The sequence below is a fragment of the Lentzea californiensis genome (assembly GCF_024648825.1).
Classification (GTDB): Bacteria; Actinomycetota; Actinomycetes; order Mycobacteriales; family Pseudonocardiaceae; genus Lentzea; species Lentzea californiensis.
On sequence record NZ_JANBBE010000003.1, the window covers coordinates 89,052 to 108,093 of the forward strand.

Sequence of the window (19,042 nt, forward strand, 5' to 3'; positions counted from 1 at the left end):
CCATGCTCACCATCGCCTTCGTGGGCGCGGGCTCCGTCGAGTTCACCCGGCAGCTCCTGCGCGACGTGCTGTCGTTCCCGGAACTGGCGGACGTCACCATCTCGCTGCACGACGTCGACGCCGAACGGCTGGACGTCGCGGCGGCACTGACCCGCCTGGCCGGTGCCGCGCACGTCCGCACCTCGCTGTCGCGCCGGGAAGCGTTGGAGGGCGCCGGTGTCGTGGTCAACATGGTCGCGATCGGCGGCCACGCGGCGACGCTGACGGACTTCGACGTGCCGGAGTCGTTCGGCCTGCGCCAGACCATCGGCGACACCCTGGGGATCGGCGGGATCTTCCGCGGGCTGCGCACGTTCCCGTTCCTGGACGGGCTCGCGGCGGACGTGCTCGCCGTCTGCCCGGACGCGTGGCTGCTGAACTACACCAACCCGATGGCCATGAACATCCAGTACCTGGCGACCGTCGCGCCGCGGCTCAAGGTGGCGGGGCTGTGCCATTCCGTGCACTGGACCATCCACGACCTCAGCGCGCTCGTCGGGGTGCCGCACGACGAGGTGGACTTCCTCTCCGCCGGCGTGAACCACCAGGCGTGGATCCTGCGGTGGCAGCACGGGGGACGTGACCTGTACCCGGCGTTGGACGCCGCGATCGAGGCCGATCCGGGGCTGACCCGGCGGACGCGCGTCGACCTGTACCGCCGGTTCGGTTTCTACCCGACCGAGACGAGCGAGCACTCGTCCGAGTACGTGCCGTGGTACCTGCGGCACCAGTCCGAAGTGGAGCGACTGCGCCTGCCCGTCCGCGACTACGCGACGATCAGCGCGGAGAACGTGGCCACGTACGAGAAGACCCGTGCCGCGCTGGCCGCCGGCGATCCACCGCCGCCGTTGTCCGACGACGCCGTCGAGTACGCGCCGCAGGTGATCCACAGCCTGGTCACCGGGCAGCGCCGGACGATCCAGGTGAACGTCGCGAACCACGGCCTGATCTCCAACCTGCCGCAGGGAGCCGCCGTGGAGGTGCCCGCGACGCTCGACCGGCTCGGCGTGCACCCGCACCACGTCGGCGCCCTGCCCCGTCAGCTGGCGGCCCTGAACCGCAACTTCCTCAACGTGGTCGACCTGACCGTGGCGGCGGCGGTCGAGGGCGACCCCCGGCACGTCCGGCACGCGGCCCTGTGCGACCCGGCGACGGCCGCCGCGCTCACCGTCACCCAGATCGACGACCTCGTCGCCGCCATGACCGCGGCACACGGCGACCTGCTGCCCGCCACGCTGCGAGGCGCCTGATGGACCTCCTCGTGATCGGTGACGCGAACCCGGACGTGCTCGTGTTCGGTGCCCCCGCCACTCCCGCGTACGGGCAGTCGGAAACGCTGGTGGAACAGGGAGTTCTCGCACTCGGCGGGTCTGCGGCGATCGTCGCGCACGGCGCCGCGCGGCTGGGGCTGCAGGTCGGTCTCGCCGCGATGGTCGGCCGGGACGCGGCAGGCGACTTCGTGCTGGACGCGCTGAAGTCCGCAGGCGTGGACATCAGCGCGTGCGTCCGGCACGAGTCGTTGCCGACGGCGTTGACCCTGTGCCTCAACCAGGCCGGGGGAGACCGGGCGATCCTGACGGCGCCGGGATGCCTGGCCGCCTTCGGCCCCGAGCACGTTCCGGCGGTCGCGGCCCGGCACGTGCACGCGGCGTCGTACTTCCTGCAGCCCCGCCTCGCCGCCGGTCTGCCCGAGGTGTTCCGGACGGTGCGCGCTCGTGGTGCCACCACCTCGCTCGACACGAACGACGACCCGTCCGGAACGTGGAAGCTGTCCGAGGACCTGGTGGAGCAGTGCACTTTCGTGCTGCCGAACCAGGCCGAGGCGGTCGCGCTCACCGGTGCTGTGGACCCGCTGCCCGTGCTCGCCGCCGCCGGCACGCTTCCGGTCGTCAAGGCGGGCAGGGACGGCTGCGTCGCGCTGTCCGGCGGCGAACGGATCACCGCACGCCCACCCGTCGCGGAACCGGTGGACACGGTCGGCGCGGGTGACTCGTTCGACGCGGGTTTCCTGGCCGGTTGGCTGCGGAACGGCGACCTGCGTGCGGCACTGGCGCTCGGTGCGGCGGCGGGAGCGCTGTCGACGCGCGGCGCCGGGGGAGTCGCGACGCAGCCGACCTGGGCCGAGGCGACGGACCTGGCACAGCGCGTCGAGATAACGAGCACGCAAAGTGCGTGATTAGTGCTCAAGTGGTGCCAAACCGAGCATGATTAGTGCGTTATGCTGATCGGATGCGTCAAGAGCAGCGCCTGGCGGCGATCCTGGGGAAGCTCGCGGACGCGGGCTCGGTGACGGTGACCGGGCTCGCGGAGGACCTGGCCACGTCGGTCGCGTCGATCCGCCGGGACCTCCAGTCGCTCGAAGAGCAGAAGCTGCTCAAGCGGACCCACGGCGGCGCGGTGGCGGCGGAGGTCATCTACGAACTGCCGCTGCGCTACCGGGTGGGCCGCCGCGAGGAGAAGCGCCAGATCGCCGAGGCCGCCGCGAAGTTCGTCACCGAGTCCGTCCACTCGGTGGGCCTCAACGGCGGCACGACGACGACCGAGCTCGCCCGCCTCCTCGCCGGCACCAGGCAGCTGAAGGTCGTGACGAACGCCCTCAACATCGCCTCGGACCTGTGCCCCCGCCCCACGATCGACCTGGTCGTCACCGGCGGCGGCGTGCGCCCGGAGAGCTACGAACTGGTCGGCCCGATCGCCGACCGGGCTCTCGCCGGCATCAGCCTCGATCTCGTCTTCCTCGGCGTCGACGGCATCGACGCGCGCGGCGGCATCACGACGCACGACGAGGTCGAGGCCCACACCGACCACTGCCTGCTGCGCACGGCGGACCGCGTGGTGGTGCTCGCGGACGGCTCCAAGGTGGGCAAGCGCGCGTTCTCGCGCATCGCCGGGATCACGGACGTCCACGTCGTGATCACCGACTCCTCGGCACCCACCGCGGAACTGGACCGGTTGCGCGCGGCCGGTGTCGAGGTGGTCGTCGCCTAGGTGGGCGCCGGACCGTTCTGCGACTGGTGGCTTCTGGACGAACGGCTTCCGCACCGCCGAGCCCATAAAGTGACCGCATGACGGGCGCGGACTGGCTTGCCTCACTGACCGCCGACGGCGACGCGCTCGGCAGGGTCAGCACAGCGGAACGCGTGGCCGACTTCGTCCGGACCCGTGTCATGGAGGGTGACCTCCCGCCGGGCACCCGCCTGTCCGAGGAAGCACTGCGCACCGCACTGGGCGTCGCCCGCAACACGCTGCGAGAGGCGTTCAGACTCCTTACGCGCGAACGTTTGCTGGTGCACGAGCACAGCCGGGGCGTCTTCGTGCGCACGCCCGGCGTGGCGGACATCGTGGACCTCTACGCCGCCCGGCGCGTGATCGAGGGCGGTGCGCTCAGCGCGTGGCCGACGGCGCCGGAGGAGAAGCGTCAGGCGGTGCGCGACGCCGTGCGGTTCCAGCGGGAGTCCGCGCAGGCGGAGCGCTGGAGCGACGTCGCCACCGGCAACGTGCGGTTCCACCTCGCGATCACCGGTCTGGCCGGCAGCGCCCGCCTCGACGAGGAGGTGCGGCGGCTGCTCGCGGAGATGCGCCTGGTGTTCCACCACATGGGCGACCAGCGCGAGTTCTACGAGAACTACGTGCAGCTCAACCGCGACATCCTCGAACTCGCCGATGGTGGTGCCGTCCGCGAGGCGGAAGAGGCGTTGCGGAAGTACTTCGACGTCGCCGAACAGCACCTGCTCAGGCGAATGCGGGCACACGGCTAGGCCCTGCCGGCTCCTCTACCTCCGCTGACCTGCGATCTTCGTCCGCGGCCGAAGCAACCTGAACGGTTTCGGCGCGCGTTGGCAAAGACGGGGTGTAAGGCGAAGCGAAACCCGAGGAGCTTCATGTCGTCAGACGCGGAACTGATCGGCAGATCGCTGAGCGGAGACACCGATGCCTTCGTCGAAGTGGTCAGCCGGCACGAGACCGCGATCGGGAACTACCTCGCGCGCCGAGTAGGACGTCAGACCGCCGAGGACGTGCTCGGTGAGGTGTGGGTGGCGGCCTTCGAGTCGCGGGCGAGTTACGACCGCTCGTACCCCGAGGCCCGGCCCTGGCTGTACGGCGTCGCGCTGAACAGGCTGCGACGGCATTGGCGGTCCGGACCGGCGGAGGAGCCGGCCCCAGATATCACCCGCTTGGCGGACGAGTGGGATCCCTGGCCCGAAGTGGACGCCCGCGTGGACACGCAGGCACTGCTGCGGCAGGCACTGGCACGGCTCAAGCCGGACGAGCGCGAAGTGCTGGGCCTGGTCGCCTGGGAGGACCTGACCGTCGCCGAAGCAGGACGGGTGCTCGCCATCCCGGCGGGCACGGCCCGTCGCCTGCTGCACCAAGCGCGCAAGGCACTGCGTGACGCACCCGAGGTGGTCGCGCTGCTGCAAGTCCCGACAACGTGAAAAGACACCCCATGGATGAGATGGATCTGATGAAGAAGATGCGTGACGTGCCGTCCCCACGCCCTGAGGCGTACGACAGTGCCCGCACGGCGCTGAGCGCCGCGATGGCCGAACCCACCGCCACGGTTCTGCGGCCGAAGCGCTGGTTCTCGTGGCCCAAGGCCGGTATCGCCGCCGTCGGCGCGGCAGCCGTGGCGACGGCGGTGGTGATGGGCACGACGAGGGGCAGCGTTCCGGCCGCTCCGCCGGTCGCGGCCCCGCAGGTGGTCGACTCGCCGCTGGTGAAGCTGGCCTCCGAGGTCAAGGCGAGCGAGCAGCCCGGTGACGCGTCGCTGATCGTCCGTTCGACGATCGCGCCGGACAACTCGCCCTACGTCTTCTACACCGTCTACACGGACAAGGGGCAGACCTTCCACGGCGACTCGGCGAAGACCCTGTCGGCGGCGGCCGCCAAGGGCCAGGACCTGGCCACCGAGTACGACGCGAACGTGATGGCGGCGGCCCGTCTCGCCGCGAACGGTGACGTGGAGAAGGCCAAGAACGCGATGGTCAACGTCTCGCCCGGCTGGGCGCTCGGCAAGAGCACCGCCGAGCAGGAGAAGGAGTGGGCGCAGCGCCAGGAGGCGACTGCCGAGGTCTTCCGCCTGAAGGGCCTGCCGGTGCCCGCGCCCAAGCCGCGCCCGACCGGCAAGGAGCTGGAGGACGGCGTCAACAACGCTCTGTGGAGCAACACCACGTACGCGCTGTTCATCGGCGCGGCCAACGCCGAGGTCCGCGCGGGCGTGCTGAAGCTGCTCGCCACGATCAAGGACGTCACCATCGGCAGGACCGACGCCGAGGGCCGGCCCGCGCTGACCCTCACCGCGGGGCCCGCCCTGCAGGGCGGAAACGGTACGCACGTGCTGACCGTCAACGCCGACAACGGCCTGCCGATCCGTTCCGAGACCATCCCGGCGGCGGGATCGGACGGCAAGCCCTTCGTGGCCGACTACAAGTCGTCGCGCGTGACCCTCGCCGACGTGGCGGCGGGCAAGATCTGAGCTATCAGTCCTAAGAGGACCGAGAGGACGTCTCGGTCCTCTTAGTGCTGCCCGGTCGTGAACTCCTCCGCTCCCAGCACGTCCAGCAGCGCCAACGCCTCCGCGTCACGCGATCCCGGCGGCGCGCTGTAGAGCACGAGGTGCTGGTCCCGGTCCGTGAGCGCGAGCGAGTCGCAGTCGATGGTGATCTCCCCGACCCTCGGGTGCCGGAAGGTCTTCGTGAGCACCACCGCCGCCTGCACGTCGTGCCGCTCCCAGAGCCGGGCGAACTCGGGACTGCCTGCGCGCAGCTCGTCGACCAGCTCCGACACCGCGGGATCGGCCGGGTACCGCGCGAGCGCGCTGCGCAGCTGCATGACGACGTGCTGCCGGAACTCCGCGGCATCCGAGACCCCGTACAGCGGCCGCTGGTCCAGGAACGCCAGGCGCGCCAGATTGCGCTCCCGTGGTTCGAGTTCGCGGAAGTCCTCCATCAACGCGGCCGTGAGGTCGTTGCACGCCAGCACTTCGAACATCGCCGAGGTGACGAACCCGGCCGTCCGCGGCAGCCGTTCGAGCAGCGCGAGGATGCTCGGCCGGACATCGCGCCGGACCCTGCCGTTGCGACTGGGCGCCGTTCCCGCGAGCACGTGGAGGTGGTCGGACTCGGCGTCCGTCAGCCGCAACGCCGCGGAGATCCCGGCGAGCACCTCGGCGGACGGCCGCGGTGCCCGCCCCTGTTCGAGCCGCACGTAGTACTCGGTGGAGATGTGCGCGAGCACGGCCACCTCTTCCCGCCGCAACCCGGACGTCCGCCGCCGCGGTCCCGCGGTCAACCCGACGTCCTGCGGCCGCAACCGCTCACGACGGCTGCGCAGGAACGCTCCGAGCTGCTGCTTGTCCATACCCCGAGTATGAGCCGCGGGTGGCCGCCCAGCCTGGTACAGCCTGTGCCTGCCTACGCCGCCGGACACGGCCGAGGCTGGTGCCATGACGAACACGAGTGGACTCCTCGCCGGCAAGATCGTGCTGATCACCGGCGCCAGCAGGGGAATCGGTGAGGCCGCCGCCCGGCTCTTCGCCCACGAAGGCGCCTCCGTGGTGCTGGCCGCCCGCAGCACCGGCACGCTGACCCGCATCGTCGACGAGATCCGAGCCGAAGGCGGCACCGCCGACGCCATCACGCTGGACCTCGCCGACCGCGCCGGCATCCGCACCGCGATCGACCAGGTCGAGCAACTGCACGGACGCCTCGACGGCGCCTTCAACAACGCCGCCGTCGTCCAGCAACCCGGCCCGCTCGACACGACCAGCGACGACGAGATCGACGAACAGTTCGAGGTGAACTTCCGCGCCCACTGGACCGCCATGACCGCCGAAGCCGCCCTCATGCGCCGGCACGGCGGCGGCGCCATCGTGAACACGTCGAGCATCGGCAGCCGCCGCGCCAACCCCGTCCTGCCCGCCTACGGCGCCATGAAACGCGCACTCAACAGCCTCACCGAGACCGCGGCCGTCACGTGGGCCAAGGACGGCATCAGGGTCAACGGCATCACCCCCGGCGGCACCGCGACGGCGATGATCGACCAGTGGGAGGCCGCGACGCCCGGCGTCAAGGCGCACATCACCGCCACGAGCCCGGTGGGGCGCATGGCCGAGCCCCGCGAGGTCGCCGAGGTGGCGGCGTGGCTGCTGAGCGACCGGGCTTCGATGGTGAGCGGTGCATCGGTGCCGGTGGACGGCGGGGCGGGCGCCTGATCAGGTCACGGCTGTCAGCGGGTCTGCTGGAACGCCAGGTGCAACCTGGTCGAGAGCTCGTCCGCGGCCTCGGCCAGGTGAGCCAGCAATGTGGTGAACGGCAACACGTTCACGGGATGAACCCTGACGTGCGGTGCCACGCGTGAGCTGCTCGTCTGCCGTCTTGGTGCACGTGCGCTGTCCTCGGTGAGTCCGGCCACCGGCTCCAATCCGGCGGCCAGGGCCACGGAGGCGGGTGCTGGGAGATCGGGAATCTCTGCCAGCAACCGCAGCGACCGTTCGATCTGCTCGGCCAGGTCGTCGCGGTCGAGCACCGAGCCGAGATGGTCGCTGGGCAGAGGCGACCAGGTCGTGCGCTGGCCGGTGTGGTGCACGGCCAGCCCGCTGTGGCCGGACGGGCTCGGTGCCGACCGCACCCAAGCGACCTCGTTCGTGACGGCGGTGGTGAGCTGATCGGTGGCCTTGAAGAGGCCGCCTGCTCTGCCGTGAGCGGGAAGCGAGTCTCTGATGTGCTCCAGCCGGTGTGGTTGCAGGCGTCCGGACTCATCTGCCGGGACCATGAGCGTCTCCACGGCGCAGCGTTCGACAGCCGACCTGGCACCGGTGAGGTCCGTGCGCCAATCGAGGTTCACCGGCCCGCGCAACCCATTCCCTGCGATGACTCGTGAAGACAACGGGTTCGGTTTCAGCGGCAGCAGATGGGCCGCGACGGCGATGGTGAAGGCGGCGGCGTTCTTCGCGGCGATCGACTGCCAACCCTTGCCGTCGGTTTCGTGTTTGTGCCCGTCCGCCTTGTCGCTGATGCTGCGGATGGTCAGGAACGGGGCGCGGTTCAAATGCGCGGCTCTCGCGGTGCCGGCACTCTCCAGTTCGATGGCGGCCGCGTCCGCGTAATGCCGCCGCAGTTGGTGAGCCAGCGGTGTCTCACGGGAATCGAGCACCACTTCGCCGGCCGCTATCGGTCGGAAGAGCACGGCTGGTGCGTCGAGTCGTCCGCCGTGCCAGGCGTCGTCGCGGCTGACGACGCGCGCGATCTGCTCCAACTCGTGATCCGCGTCCCAGGCCTGAGGCCGGGCGCCGAAGCCCGCGCTCTCCTCGAAGCCGCCGTGGTAGCCGTACACCTTGGTGCCGACGACCACGGTGCCGAGAGCAAGGTCGTTGTGCAGCGCACCGGCGATTCCCGCGAAGAACACCGCGCGTGGCTGGAATTCCGCGATCGCGCGCTCGGTCAGCACCGCCGCGGACTGGTTGCCGGCGCCGACCAGACCCAGGACGACCCGGCCCGCCCGTCCCCTGATCGTGCCCACCGCGAAATGGGTGCCAGCGGCGTGGCGATGCGTTGTGGGGGACTCGAGCAGGTCCCGCACAGCGATGTATTCGGTTTCCAGAGCCGTCAGCACTACAACGGTGTCTGTCGGTTCAGTCGTCACCCTGATCCTGCCTAGACCGTTCACTCCTGTCGGGAAGCTACCCGCTGTGCGCTGCACTTCTCTTGTGTGTCAGGTTTTTGTCAAGGAAGTCCGGTCAGCGAGTGCAGTCGGAAAGTCCTCGTGAGAGCGTCGTGCTCGCGGCGGGTGTAGCCGAGGAACTGGATGCGCCGCAGCCGGGTGTCCGGGTGATCGACGAGATGGTCCATTGCCGCGGACACCATCGACTCGGCGGTGGCCGCGACATCGGCGCGGGCGGCACCCGTTCCCAGCATGGGGAACAAGACGCTGCGCAACGGCAGGTGCTCCAGTTCTTCGGCCACCGCGAGAACATTGCGCACACAGCCGCCTACGTCACCCACCTGGCGGTAGCCCGCGCCAGGTTCGCCGTGCACGGCGGCAACGTGGATCACGTGCTGAACGTTGTGGCTGCGCGTCAGTTCGCCGGCTCCGGTGGCGATCGCGGTGCCGGGTGCGACCGGCCGGTGTTTCACCAGTTCGTCCAACTCGGAGGAGATCAGGTCGTCGACGACCCGGCCGGCCTCGTCGCGCCGGGATCCCCAGAACCGGATGACGCCCGACACGCTGAAGTCGGTCGGGCGGGCCATGCGCATCTCGGTGTTCTCACTGTTGGCCCAGACGTCGGCGGTGGTGCAACGGAGGATGTCGCCGGGCACGATCGTGAGTTCACACGGTGAGCTCTCATCGAGACGGTAGGAGAAACTCGCGCCCGAGGCTCGTGTCTCGTCCGCCAGAAGAGGCAGGAGACCGCGCAGTTCTTGCACGAGATGAGCCAGGTCGTTCTCGATGGTGTAGTGCCTGAGCCGGAGGTGCTGGCAGCGTGCCAATGCGGCGATGCCGTCGGGGAGATCGGCCTCGTCCGGTAGCTCCGCGTCCTCGATCAGAACAGGGATCACCCTCATTCCCCGCGAGAACGCATCGCTGATCTCCCTCTGGACCCAGTCCTGCCGGGGGTCACCGAGGAGGTTCCGCCATCCGGATCCGATGACGGCGATCAGCACCTGGCAACGGCGGAGGGTGTCGAAGACCTGGTCGACGAAGTCGTCGCCGAGCCGGATGGAACGAGAGGCGAGGAACACCTGATCAGAGCCGAAGTGCCGGGCGAGCGCCTGGTGGACCAGCGTGGCGTACCCGGGCTGGTCCTGGACGCGGTAGTTGACGAACACGGCGGCCATGTGTTCAGCGTACGGTGATTCCGCACGCTGGTGTCCATTGTGGACTGAACGCGTGCTTCGGCAGATCAACTGACACGCCTCTGTACAGTTGGTTGCGAGGTGTCATGCGAGGCTTGAGCATCAGACGGGCACGTCCCGAGGACCTCCCGTCGCTGGCCGCGAGACTGGGCCAGCGACGGTATTTCGCCGATCGCCTCGACCGGCAGCGGAGACGCCGTGGAGTGCTGCTCACCGCGTGGCAGGGCGATGTGGTGGTCGGTGACGTCTACCTGTGGCTGGAAGAAGCCGAGGAGCCGGAGATCCAGGCGCACCTGCCGGGCACGCCGTTGCTCACCCATTTGGAGGTCCACTCCGACCTGCGGCGGAAGGGAGTCGGGACCAGGCTGATCCGCGCTGCGGAGCGTTTGCTGGCAGGCAGGGGATACCGGGACGTGGCACTGGCGGTGGTGGTCGGGAACGTGGACGTGGAGAGGCTCTACACCCGGCTCGGCTTCCAGGAGTGGCCGCATGGGCACGTGAAGTGTTACGCGTCCAGTGACGGCAACGGGCATCGGGCCGCGGAGATCTGCACCGTGCTGGTCAAGGACCTAACGGGGTAGGTACCTGCTGTGCAACTCCAGGCCCAGTTCGGCCATCACCTTGAGGACGTCACCAGAGCGATGGTTCTGCTGGGCTTCCGTGAGGTGTTGCCGCCAGGTCCAGCGATCTTCCCGCCAGGCCCGCACATATGCCTCGCACAACTCAGGCTCGATGTGCAGGGAGCGTCTGTGCGCAACCTGCAGCGAGCTCAGCATCCGGTCCCGCGACTCGACTGATCCATCCATGCGGCGGACCAGGGTCATGGTGTCGATGATGAAGTTCTGGCGCCTGGCCAGAGCCTGCCTCCAGTAGGCGGCGTCGGCCTCGTGCAGTGATCTTCCTTCGTCGAGCAACCAGAGCAGGCCCTCGGCGAGGAGGTCGCCGAGTTCCTCCGTCTGGGCGCGCTCCTCGCGGGCGAACGGGTCGTAGGGCTTCTGGCGCGCGATACCCGTGACAGTCGTCGGACGGAGCTGATCGCCGTTGAGCAGGAAGAACCAGTCCTCGTTGTAGATGTTGGGGAAGAACGAGGGGGGCGTGCTGGTGTCGACGACGAGCGCGCCGCCACCGATGAACATGGTCTGCTCTCCGCCGGCTTCGCGGTAGGCGTGACAGACGACGGAGTTGTCGGGATATCCGTGGATGTTCAGGCCGACCCCTGCGAACCGGCCGGTGAGCGCCGACGCCCTGCGGAGGTCTGACGGGTCTGGGATCTCGATGTCGTCGTCGAGGAAGACGATCTTCTCCCAGCCTGTCAGCCGTGCGATCTCCAGACCGAGATTGCGTTTGTGGCTGGTGTCGGTGTGCCGGCTGAACTCCGTCGCCGCCAGCAGATCGCATGTCTGGAACCGCGGCAGCAGGCCTTCGGTGAGCCTGCCCGTGTCGATGGCGAGCAGTTCGGCATCGGCCCCGACCGCGAGCTCGGCCACCGCGTCGGCTGACGAATCCTTGCTGCACAACGCGACGACGGTGCACTTGAGTTCTGCCGCGAGGGCGATGGCGTGCTCCAACGCCTGCGGGGTGCGGGCGGTCGGCACGATGATCGCGTCCACGTCGGCCTCGGGCGAGTTCATCGGCGCGGTGTGCAGCAGACCGCGGTGTGAGCCGTGGTGATGCCGGGAACGGATTCGGGCGGTTCTGGTCACGTAGTGGTCACTGGCCATTCGTGCAGGAGGATTTCGGGGATGGTCCAATCCGGCGTCACCACAGATCCCTGCAGCACCAGCACGCGGCTGATGATGCTGAACGTGTCGTGGCCGGCGAAGCGGCTGAGCACGTGAGCGTTGTTGCGATCGCGGAACCGGGCGTCCGTGAGGGCGCGCACCACGCCCAGGGTTCCGCGGGAGAACTGGCCGTTGCAGATGGTGACGGTGCGCTTCCTGTTGAACGGGTTGGGCGAACGGTAGAAGTGTGCGACGTCCTCCTCGAGAACCCGTCGGCCTCCCACCTCGCGCAGCACCGGCCGGAACGTCTCGCGCACACCGTTCCCCACGACCTCGAACCCGCCCGTGTCGGAGTCCTCAGGCCGGGCCTGCTGCCGGATCGGCAGGTCGATGCGGTGCAGCACCTCGGCCGTGACCTGGTTCCAGTCGACACCGCCCAGCAACACCAGGTGGCTCGTGTACTCGTCCGGCAGGAGCGACAACGATCCGCCGCGAATCTGCACGTTGTTGCCGGGATTGAGTGCGCGGACGTGCCCGTGCAACTCCAGCAGGGAGTCGAGGTCCGAGTACTGGTACGACTCCACGTAGTCGGGATCTTCGGGATCGGTGAAGGGAAGCGCGGCGAACAGTCGCGGCGGCAGTTCGGAACAGACGATCGTGATGTTCTCGTCGTCGGGAAATCGCCAGAGGTTGTCGGTGGCCGGTGCGGTGCTCCCGGCCGGAGTCGCTTCCGCCGCCCGGTTGCGCAGTTCGGTGAGCTCGGCCAGCAACGAGACCCTGCGTGCTTCCTCGTCCTCCATCAGCTCGTCGATCAGCCGGAACGGTTGCCGCTCGGCGGAGCGGACGGTCGCGAAGAAGGTCGCGTAGGCGTCCAGGCGGTGCTGGGGAGGCAGCGCCGGGTCTCGCGGTCGCTCCCACGAGGAGATCAACGGAACGCTGACCTCGAACGCCTGGGCCAGCCACTCCTGCGTGATGCGCTTACCGGGCCAGGCCTGCTTGCGCAGTGACCGCAGCCGCCGTGCCAGTTCCACAGCCGGATCCTCAGCGGAGGTCACGTCATCACGTCCTTCAGCTGAATTTCAGTGCAAGGTACTGCAACGCTGATTCATCGCGGCACACCACCCCCGCATTACAGCCGACTTCAGTCGCTCTCGGTCAGCTGGGACGACACGTCTCGCCTCTTGCTAGGACTTCACGCGAGCCTTACCCTGAAGTATAGACCTAATAGCTAGATCAAACTGAAGTTTTCTGAAGTGCCCTCCCAGCTGACGAAGTCAGGAGGCGGGGAGCATGAGTACCCTGTCGTCGGTCCAGTCGATCCACCCGATACCGCGAGTGATCGTCGCGGCGGCCATCCAGGGCACCGCGGCCTGCAGCGATTCAGTGAAGGCCCAGTGGCGCTGGGACACGTACGCCCTCGTCGAACAGGCGTTGGTGGACAGCGGGAGCTCCACGGATCTCCGTGACCGCTACGTCGATCGCGTCGATGGGCCGATGGTCCTCATCCATCCCGCCGACCGCTTCCCGAAAACCTGGCTGCTGACCAGATTCGCGCCGAGGCTCAGGAAGTTGCTCGACGAGCACAACGCGGGCCAGCGCCACCCGCTGCGGCTCGGGATCGCCATCCACGCCGGAGACGTGGCGTGCGACGACACGGGATGGTTCGGCGAAGAGATCGAGATCGCCAACAGGCTGCTCGCCGCCCCTGCCTTCAGGATCCGCTCTCAGCAGACTTCCTCACCACTTGTTCTCGTAGTGTCCGAACAAATCCATCGCTCGGTGATCAGGCACGACTATGACGGCATCGACGCGGGTGCATTCGCTCCGCTGATCACACTCAGGGTGGCCGGACTCGAGTGCCGGGGCTGGGTGCACGTTCCCGGCGAGCCTGCGTAGGCCTGTGGCCTGCTCGCGATCGCGGCGAAAGTCACCGGCCACGACAGCCGTCATCGATGCTGCGGTAGTCCGGCGAACCCCATGCTGGGGGCGGGAACGGCGATCACCGTCCCCGCCTTCCGCCACTACAGGTCCGCCATCGCCGACACCGGAGCTTCGACGCAGTCGGCGACGAACCGCAGGAAGCCGCCCGCGGTGCCGCCGTCGCACACGCGGTGGTCGAACACGAGCGACAGCTGCACGATGTGCCGCGCCACGATGTCATCGCCGACCACCCAGGGCCGGGGCAGGATCCGGCCCATGCCGAGGATCGCGACCTCCGGGTGGTTGATGATCGCGGCACTGCCGTCGACTCCGAGCACGCCGTAGTTGTTCAGCGTGAACGAACCCGAGCTCAGTTCGGCCGCGGTGGCGGTGCCCTCGCGTGCGGCGGTGGTGAGCCTGCGGATCTCGGTGCCGAGGCCGCGCATGCTCAGGCGGTGCGCGTCCTTGATCGCCGGGACCACGAGACCGCGGTCGGTCTGTGCCGCTAGGCCGAGGTTGACGCCGTCGAGGTGTGTGATCTCGCCCCGCTCGGTGTCGACCCGCGAGTTCAGCTCCGGGAAGCGGGCGAGCCCCGCCACGACGAAGCGGGCGACCATGGCCAGGATTCCCGGTGCCGTGCCGGATTCCTTCAGTTCGGCGCGGAGTTCCAGCAGTGCGGTCGCGTCGACGTCCACCCAGGTCGTCGCTTCCGGGATCTCGGTGCGGCTGCGGGTCAAGGTCGTGGCGACCGCCTTGCGCATGCCCGTCAACGGCACGCGCGTGCGGATCTGCAAGCCCGTGCGCTGGTCCACGTCGCTCGCGACGGCCACCGGTGCGGCGAAGGCGGCCTCGACGTCGCGGCGCGTGATCAGGCCGTCCGGGCCGGTGCCCGTCAAAGCCTGGAGGTCGACGCCGTTGTCGCGGGCGAGGCGGCGCACGATCGGCGACTGCACGGCGGGGCGTTCCCCGTTGCGCGCCGGCGGCGTCACGGCGGAGCGGGGAACCGCTTTCCGCCGGCGGCGGGACGTGGTCGCCTCGGAGGTTCCGTAGCCGATCAGGACGTTGCCGGAACCGGCGCGCTCCTCCTCGGCGTAGGTCTCCAGCCGTGCGGCGTCGACCGAGATCAGCGGGGAGCCCACCTGGAGGGTGGCGCCTTCCTTTCCGTGCAGCCGCGCCACCACACCGCCGAACGGTGAGGGCACCTCGACCATCGCCTTGGCCGTCTCCACCTCGGCGACGGGCTCGTCCACGGCGACCGCGTCACCGGTCTTGACCAGCCATCGGACCAGCACCGCCTCGGTCAGTCCCTCGCCGAGGTCGGGCAGGGCGAACACCTGGGAGCTCATGCGGCGTCCTCCCACTGCAGCGTGTCGACGGCGTCCAGGACGCGGTCCACACCGGGCAGGAAGTGGTGCTCCAGCTTCGGCGGGGGATAGGGGACGTCGAACCCGGTGACCCGGCGGACCGGCGCCTCCAGGTGGTGGAAGCACTGTTCTCCCACCCGTGCCGCGATCTCGGAGGCCACCGAGGCGAAACCGGGTGCCTCGGCGACCACCACGGCCCGGCCGGTCCGGCGGACCTCGGCGCACACGGTCTCGTCGTCGAACGGGACGATGGACCGCAGGTCGACCACGCCCAGGTCCCGGCCCTCCGTCGCGGCCTGCGCGGCGGCGGCCAGCGCCACCGGCACCGAGGGGCCGTAGGCGATCAGCGTGGCGTCCTTGCCGGGACGGCGGACCACCGCGCGCCCGATCGGCGGGACGGCGGCCGACACGTCGACCTCCTCCTTCGAGAAGTAGTGCTTCTTGGGTTCGAGGAAGATCACCGGGTCGGGGCTGGCGATCGCCGCGCGCAGCAGGCCGTAGGCGTCGGCGTTGGTGGCCGGCGCGACGACGGTCAGGCCGGGCGTGTGCGCGTAGTAGGCCTCGGACGAGTCGCAGTGGTGCTCCACACCGCCGATCCCGCCGGCGTAGGGGATGCGGATGACGATGGGCAGCCGCACCTTGCCGCGCGTGCGGTTGCCCATCTTCGCGACGTGGCTGACGATCTGCTCGAAGGCCGGGTACGCGAAGGCGTCGAACTGCATCTCGACGACCGGGCGCATGCCGTTCATGGCCATTCCCACCGCCATGCCGACGATTCCCGACTCGGCCAGCGGGGTGTCGAACACCCGGTTCTCACCGAAGTCGCGGTGCAGTCCGTCGGTCACCCGGAACACCCCGCCCAGCTGGGCCACGTCCTCGCCGAACACCACGACGGAGTCGTCCTCGGCGATGGCGTCCCGCAGCGCGGTGTTGATCGCCTGCGCCATGGTCATCTTCGGGGTCGTCATCATGCCTCCTCGAAGTCGAGCTCGGCCCGCAGAGCCGCGCGCTGTCCGGCGAGCTGCGGCGTGGGGGTGGCGTAGAGGTGGGCGAACAGTTCCTCGGGGTCGGCGGTCGACTCGGCGCCGACGCCGGTCCGGACCGCTGCCGCCATCGCCTCAGCGGCGGCGGTGATCTCCCGCTCCCGTTCGTCGTCGAGCGCGCCGACGGCGGTCAGGTAGGTCCGCACCCGCAGGAGCGGGTCACGCGGGAGCCAGTCCGCGACCTCGTCGTCGGTGCGGTAGCGGCTGGCGTCGTCGGCGTTGGTGTGGGACTCGATGCGATAGGTGTCGGCCTCGACCAGCGTCGGCCCCTCACCCGCACGTGCCCGCGCGACGGCCTCGCCGAGCACCTTCTCGAGGGCCGGCAGGTCGTTGCCGTCGACGCGCACGCCGGGCATGCCGTACCCGATCGCCTTGACCGCGAGCGACGGCGCGACGGACTGGCGGGCGAGCGGCACCGAGATCGCGTACTTGTTGTTCTGCACGAAGAACACCACCGGGGAGCGGAAGACGGCGGCGAAGTTGCAGGCCTCGTGGAAGTCGCCCTCGCTGGTCGCGCCGTCTCCGCACAGCGCCATCACCACCGTGTCCTCGCCCTTGAGACGCGCCGCGTGACCGACGCCGACCGCGTGCGGCAGCTGGGTCGCCAGCGGCGTCGCCTGCGGGGCGACCTTGTGCCGCACCGGGTCGTAGCCGCAGTGCCAGTCCCCGCGCAGCAGGGTGAGCACCTCGACCGGATCGACCCCGCGGGCGGCGATCGCGGCGGTGTCGCGGTAGGTCGGGAACAACCAGTCGCCGTCCGCGAGCACCGACGCGCACGCGACCTGGCAGGCCTCCTGACCGCGTGAGGACGGGTACACGGCCAGCCGTCCCTGACGGACCAGCGCCCCGCACTGTTCGTTCAGCCTGCGCGCGAAAACGAGCCTGCGGTACCCGACCAGCAGCGCCTCGGCGTCGGGCGCCGACGTGCCCCGGACCAGCCGCCCGGACTCGTCCAGCCACCGGGCCGGGGTGATGGCCGCCTTGAGCTGACCAGCACTCATCCGCACCTCCTGCGAGCAGTTTCAGTTGGTCGGAATGTTGCCTAGAGTTGTGGCCGTTCGGCCACATCCGCGCGCGAGTGCGAGACGAATGGTCAACTGCTCCGATTCAGCAGGTCCAGTTGGCTCGCCATCGCGCGCATTCGACCTGGGAAGCGAGACACGTGGACGCGGAGCTGGACGAGATCGACCGCCGGATCCTGCGTGAACTGGAGGCGGACGGCCGGTTGTCCGGACGAGCCCTGGCCGAGCGCGTGACGATCTCGCGCGCGAACGCCTACGCCCGTTTCGAACGCCTGGTGGCCGACGGGGTGATCACCGGCTTCACCGCGCGCGTCGACCCGGTCAAGGTCGGGCTCACCACGTCGGCCTACGTGGCGATGACGGTGCGCCAGAACAACTGGCGCGACCTGCAGACGCAGCTCCGCGCGATCCCCGAGGTGCGGCACATGGCACTCATGGGCGGCGAGTTCGACGTGATGCTGCTCGTCAGGGCGGAGGGGAACAACGCGTTGCGGCGCGTCGTGCTCGAGCAGCTGCAGACGATTCCGGGCGTCCTGTCGACCAAGACGTTCCTGATCTTCGAGGACGCCGACAACTGAGGCGCCCGTCACATCGGGTGGAAGCTGACGCCGGTGTCAACGAATAGCGTCGAACCGTTCGCAACACACGGTGAAGGAGCTGTTCGTCATGAGCAAGGCGTTGGGGTACAAGGCTTTCGGTGGTACCGAAGTGCAGGGGTTCTTCGAGCGGCCGACTCCCTCGCCGGGTCCCGCCGAGGTCCTCGTCCGCGTCACGGCCGCGGGAGTCAACCCGCTCGACCACAAGCTGCGGTCCGGGCACGCCGCAGCCCTCAACGGCCACCTGCCCTTTCCCCAGGTCCTGGGAATGGAGGCGGCCGGCACGGTGCTGGAGGTCGGTGCCGGCGTGACCGGCCTGGCCGTCGGCGACCGGGTCACCGGGTTCGCGCTGACCGGTGCGGGCACGTACGCGGAGACGACTCTGCTGCTCGGCGAGTCCACCGCCCGCATCCCCGACGCGCTGCCGGACACCTGGGCGGCGACCATCCCCGTCGCCGGCACCACCGCGCTGGACGTCCTCGACCAGCTCGACCTGCCCGCCGGGGCGTCGCTGCTGGTGAACGGGATCGGCGGCGGCGTCGGCATCGCGCTCGCCCAGCTCGCCCGCGACCGGAACCTGGTCGTGACGGGCACGGCCGGCACGGCGAAGCGGGACCTCGTCACGGCCACCGCCGCGACCTTCGTCGACTACACCGAGGGCGACGTCGCCGGCCGGCTCCGCGCGCACGCCCCGAACGGCTTCGACGCCGTGGTCGACAACGTCGGCGGCGAGTCCCTGCGCGAGGTCGCCCCGCTGGGAGCGCGGCTCATCTCGGTCGGCGACCCGTCGGTGACCGAGCTCGGCGGCGTATCGGTCCACCGCCGCGTGGACCGGCGAGGCCTCGAACGCGTCGCCGATCTCATGGTCACCGGGCGGCTCGACCCGCACATCACGCGGACCTACTCGCTCGCCCAGGCGCAGGAGGCGCTGGCACTCGTCGAGTCCCAGCACGCCTCGGGCAAGGTCGTCCTCGACCTCAGCCTCTGACCGCGTTCACGCGGCACCCGTCCGATACCGGGTGTTGATCTCGATCAGCTCGTCGAGGGAGGCCCTGGCCTCGACGAGCCGCGTGATGTCGGCGGTCAGCCGGTCGCGTTCTCCCAGCATCGTGGTGAAGGCGTCCTCGGCGACGGCCTTGTCGTCGGTGTACACGCACGGCAGCAACCGGGCGATCACCTTGCTGTGCAGGCCCGCGTCGAACAACCGGCGGATCATCTCGACCCGCCCGACCTCCGTGGCGGCGTAGTGCCGTTGCCCGCCGGAGGACCGCGTGCTGTGCAGCAGGCCCTGCTGCTCGTAGTAGCGCAGGGATCGGGGGCTGACTCCCGTCCGCCGGGCCAGTTCGCCGATCTTCATCGCGGTGGCGAGAAACGTCGTGGTCACCCCGCCCAGACTAACCGCAAGCCGGCGGAGGGGTCCTCCGATCGGAGGATGGATGGGGTCTACCGCGTCCGCGGTGATTGCCGCCCGCGTGGTCGATCC

The 19,042-nt window shown here is 69.5% G+C and carries 20 protein-coding genes; 11 read left to right on the top strand and 9 right to left on the bottom strand.

The annotated features are described in order from the left end of the window. The first annotated feature begins 2 nt into the window (after nucleotides 1–2). The 6 genes from melA (at nucleotide 3) to LX88_RS14710 (ending at nucleotide 5,515) form a co-directional block, all read left to right on the top strand. The gene (gene melA / locus LX88_RS14685) at nucleotides 3–1,289 is read left to right on the top strand and encodes an alpha-galactosidase (protein ID WP_258948328.1); all 1,287 of its coding nucleotides are present in this window, start codon (nucleotides 3–5) and stop codon (nucleotides 1,287–1,289) included. Next, nucleotides 1,289–2,215, top strand: a complete 927-nt coding sequence (locus LX88_RS14690) for a carbohydrate kinase family protein (protein ID WP_258948329.1) — start codon at nucleotides 1,289–1,291, stop codon at nucleotides 2,213–2,215. The genes melA and LX88_RS14690 overlap by 1 nt, the downstream gene beginning before the upstream one ends. A 53-nt stretch (nucleotides 2,216–2,268) precedes the next feature. Further along, nucleotides 2,269–3,027, top strand: a complete 759-nt coding sequence (locus tag LX88_RS14695; RefSeq protein ID WP_258948330.1) for a DeoR/GlpR family DNA-binding transcription regulator — start codon at nucleotides 2,269–2,271, stop codon at nucleotides 3,025–3,027. A 77-nt stretch (nucleotides 3,028–3,104) separates the two neighbouring features. Further along, on the top strand, nucleotides 3,105–3,797 hold the full coding sequence (locus tag LX88_RS14700) for a GntR family transcriptional regulator (protein ID WP_258948331.1): 693 nt from the start codon (nucleotides 3,105–3,107) through the stop codon (nucleotides 3,795–3,797). Nucleotides 3,798–3,920: 123 nt separating this feature from the next. After that, nucleotides 3,921–4,475, top strand: a complete 555-nt coding sequence (locus tag LX88_RS14705) for an RNA polymerase sigma factor (RefSeq protein ID WP_258948332.1) — start codon at nucleotides 3,921–3,923, stop codon at nucleotides 4,473–4,475. A gap of 29 nt (nucleotides 4,476–4,504) precedes the next feature. Beyond that, entirely contained in the window at nucleotides 4,505–5,515 is a 1,011-nt protein-coding gene (locus tag LX88_RS14710; protein WP_258948333.1) for a hypothetical protein, read from the top strand. A 41-nt stretch (nucleotides 5,516–5,556) separates the two neighbouring features. Here the strand turns inward: LX88_RS14710 and LX88_RS14715 are convergent, their stop codons facing one another. Further along, a complete protein-coding gene (locus tag LX88_RS14715) occupies nucleotides 5,557–6,399 on the bottom strand; it encodes a helix-turn-helix transcriptional regulator (protein WP_258948334.1) in 843 nt (280 codons plus the stop codon). A gap of 85 nt (nucleotides 6,400–6,484) precedes the next feature. Between LX88_RS14715 and LX88_RS14720 the strand changes: the two genes are divergently transcribed. After that, entirely contained in the window at nucleotides 6,485–7,252 is a 768-nt protein-coding gene (locus LX88_RS14720; protein ID WP_258948335.1) for an SDR family NAD(P)-dependent oxidoreductase, read from the top strand. Nucleotides 7,253–7,266: 14 nt separating this feature from the next. On the opposite strand, the gene LX88_RS14725 is transcribed toward LX88_RS14720, so the two are convergent. Together LX88_RS14725 and LX88_RS14730 are read right to left on the bottom strand one after the other, a co-directional pair. After that, nucleotides 7,267–8,739 (bottom strand): 5'-methylthioadenosine/S-adenosylhomocysteine nucleosidase, encoded by a 1,473-nt coding sequence (locus LX88_RS14725; RefSeq protein ID WP_308203444.1) that lies wholly within the window; start codon nucleotides 8,737–8,739, stop codon nucleotides 7,267–7,269. Nucleotides 8,740–8,762: 23 nt separating this feature from the next. After that, nucleotides 8,763–9,875, bottom strand: a complete 1,113-nt coding sequence (locus LX88_RS14730) for a TIR domain-containing protein (protein ID WP_258948336.1) — start codon at nucleotides 9,873–9,875, stop codon at nucleotides 8,763–8,765. Between the two features lie 113 nt (nucleotides 9,876–9,988). On the opposite strand from LX88_RS14730, the gene LX88_RS14735 reads away from it, so the two are divergent. Further along, a complete protein-coding gene (locus LX88_RS14735; protein ID WP_258948337.1) occupies nucleotides 9,989–10,474 on the top strand; it encodes a GNAT family N-acetyltransferase in 486 nt (161 codons plus the stop codon). On the opposite strand, the gene LX88_RS14740 is transcribed toward LX88_RS14735, so the two are convergent. Both LX88_RS14740 and LX88_RS14745 read right to left on the bottom strand, forming a co-directional pair. Beyond that, nucleotides 10,463–11,596: a hypothetical protein gene (locus LX88_RS14740; RefSeq protein WP_258948338.1), complete on the bottom strand. Its 1,134-nt coding sequence runs from the start codon at nucleotides 11,594–11,596 to the stop codon at nucleotides 10,463–10,465. The two genes, LX88_RS14735 and LX88_RS14740, sit on opposite strands and share 12 nt — an antisense overlap. Then, nucleotides 11,593–12,669 carry a helix-turn-helix domain-containing protein gene (locus tag LX88_RS14745; RefSeq protein ID WP_258948339.1) on the bottom strand — a complete coding sequence of 359 codons (1,077 nt, stop codon included), beginning with the start codon at nucleotides 12,667–12,669 and terminating at the stop codon, nucleotides 11,593–11,595. Before LX88_RS14745 ends, LX88_RS14740 begins: the two co-directional genes overlap by 4 nt. 280 nt (nucleotides 12,670–12,949) lie before the next feature. Between LX88_RS14745 and LX88_RS14750 the strand changes: the two genes are divergently transcribed. After that, a complete protein-coding gene (locus LX88_RS14750; RefSeq protein ID WP_258948340.1) occupies nucleotides 12,950–13,510 on the top strand; it encodes a nucleotidyl cyclase domain-containing protein in 561 nt (186 codons plus the stop codon). A gap of 125 nt (nucleotides 13,511–13,635) precedes the next feature. On the opposite strand, the gene LX88_RS14755 is transcribed toward LX88_RS14750, so the two are convergent. From LX88_RS14755 to LX88_RS14765, 3 genes are read right to left on the bottom strand one after another with little or no spacing between them, the layout of a single operon-like run. After that, the gene (locus LX88_RS14755; protein ID WP_258948341.1) at nucleotides 13,636–14,880 is read right to left on the bottom strand and encodes a dihydrolipoamide acetyltransferase family protein; all 1,245 of its coding nucleotides are present in this window, start codon (nucleotides 14,878–14,880) and stop codon (nucleotides 13,636–13,638) included. Next, entirely contained in the window at nucleotides 14,877–15,866 is a 990-nt protein-coding gene (locus LX88_RS14760) for an alpha-ketoacid dehydrogenase subunit beta (protein ID WP_258948342.1), read from the bottom strand. Before LX88_RS14760 ends, LX88_RS14755 begins: the two co-directional genes overlap by 4 nt. Beyond that, nucleotides 15,866–16,942, bottom strand: coding sequence for a thiamine pyrophosphate-dependent dehydrogenase E1 component subunit alpha (locus tag LX88_RS14765; RefSeq protein WP_258948343.1), 1,077 nt, complete (start codon nucleotides 16,940–16,942; stop codon nucleotides 15,866–15,868). Before LX88_RS14765 ends, LX88_RS14760 begins: the two co-directional genes overlap by 1 nt. Before the next feature lie 161 nt (nucleotides 16,943–17,103). Here LX88_RS14765 and LX88_RS14770 point away from each other — a divergent pair, with 161 nt between their 5' ends. Both LX88_RS14770 and LX88_RS14775 read left to right on the top strand, forming a co-directional pair. After that, nucleotides 17,104–17,541, top strand: coding sequence for an Lrp/AsnC family transcriptional regulator (locus LX88_RS14770; protein ID WP_090070429.1), 438 nt, complete (start codon nucleotides 17,104–17,106; stop codon nucleotides 17,539–17,541). 88 nt (nucleotides 17,542–17,629) lie between these two features. Further along, nucleotides 17,630–18,547 carry an NADP-dependent oxidoreductase gene (locus LX88_RS14775; RefSeq protein ID WP_258948344.1) on the top strand — a complete coding sequence of 306 codons (918 nt, stop codon included), beginning with the start codon at nucleotides 17,630–17,632 and terminating at the stop codon, nucleotides 18,545–18,547. 6 nt (nucleotides 18,548–18,553) lie between these two features. On the opposite strand, the gene LX88_RS14780 is transcribed toward LX88_RS14775, so the two are convergent. Next, a complete protein-coding gene (locus tag LX88_RS14780) occupies nucleotides 18,554–18,943 on the bottom strand; it encodes a MerR family transcriptional regulator (protein WP_308203445.1) in 390 nt (129 codons plus the stop codon). Nucleotides 18,944–19,042: the final 99 nt, after the last annotated feature.

Excerpts from the sequence above, each read along its gene's own strand:
- melA (WP_258948328.1), top strand. The coding sequence starts at position 3 with ATGCTCACCATCGCCTTCGTGGGCGCGGGCTCCGTCGAGTTCACCCGG.
- LX88_RS14690 (WP_258948329.1), top strand. The coding sequence starts at position 1,289 with ATGGACCTCCTCGTGATCGGTGACGCGAACCCGGACGTGCTCGTGTTC.
- LX88_RS14695 (WP_258948330.1), top strand. The coding sequence starts at position 2,269 with ATGCGTCAAGAGCAGCGCCTGGCGGCGATCCTGGGGAAGCTCGCGGAC.
- LX88_RS14700 (WP_258948331.1), top strand. The coding sequence starts at position 3,105 with ATGACGGGCGCGGACTGGCTTGCCTCACTGACCGCCGACGGCGACGCG.
- LX88_RS14705 (WP_258948332.1), top strand. The coding sequence starts at position 3,921 with ATGTCGTCAGACGCGGAACTGATCGGCAGATCGCTGAGCGGAGACACC.
- LX88_RS14710 (WP_258948333.1), top strand. The coding sequence starts at position 4,505 with ATGAAGAAGATGCGTGACGTGCCGTCCCCACGCCCTGAGGCGTACGAC.
- LX88_RS14715 (WP_258948334.1), bottom strand. The coding sequence starts at position 6,399 with ATGGACAAGCAGCAGCTCGGAGCGTTCCTGCGCAGCCGTCGTGAGCGG.
- LX88_RS14720 (WP_258948335.1), top strand. The coding sequence starts at position 6,485 with ATGACGAACACGAGTGGACTCCTCGCCGGCAAGATCGTGCTGATCACC.
- LX88_RS14730 (WP_258948336.1), bottom strand. The coding sequence starts at position 9,875 with ATGGCCGCCGTGTTCGTCAACTACCGCGTCCAGGACCAGCCCGGGTAC.
- LX88_RS14755 (WP_258948341.1), bottom strand. The coding sequence starts at position 14,880 with ATGAGCTCCCAGGTGTTCGCCCTGCCCGACCTCGGCGAGGGACTGACC.
- LX88_RS14760 (WP_258948342.1), bottom strand. The coding sequence starts at position 15,866 with ATGACGACCCCGAAGATGACCATGGCGCAGGCGATCAACACCGCGCTG.
- LX88_RS14765 (WP_258948343.1), bottom strand. The coding sequence starts at position 16,942 with ATGAGTGCTGGTCAGCTCAAGGCGGCCATCACCCCGGCCCGGTGGCTG.
- LX88_RS14775 (WP_258948344.1), top strand. The coding sequence starts at position 17,630 with ATGAGCAAGGCGTTGGGGTACAAGGCTTTCGGTGGTACCGAAGTGCAG.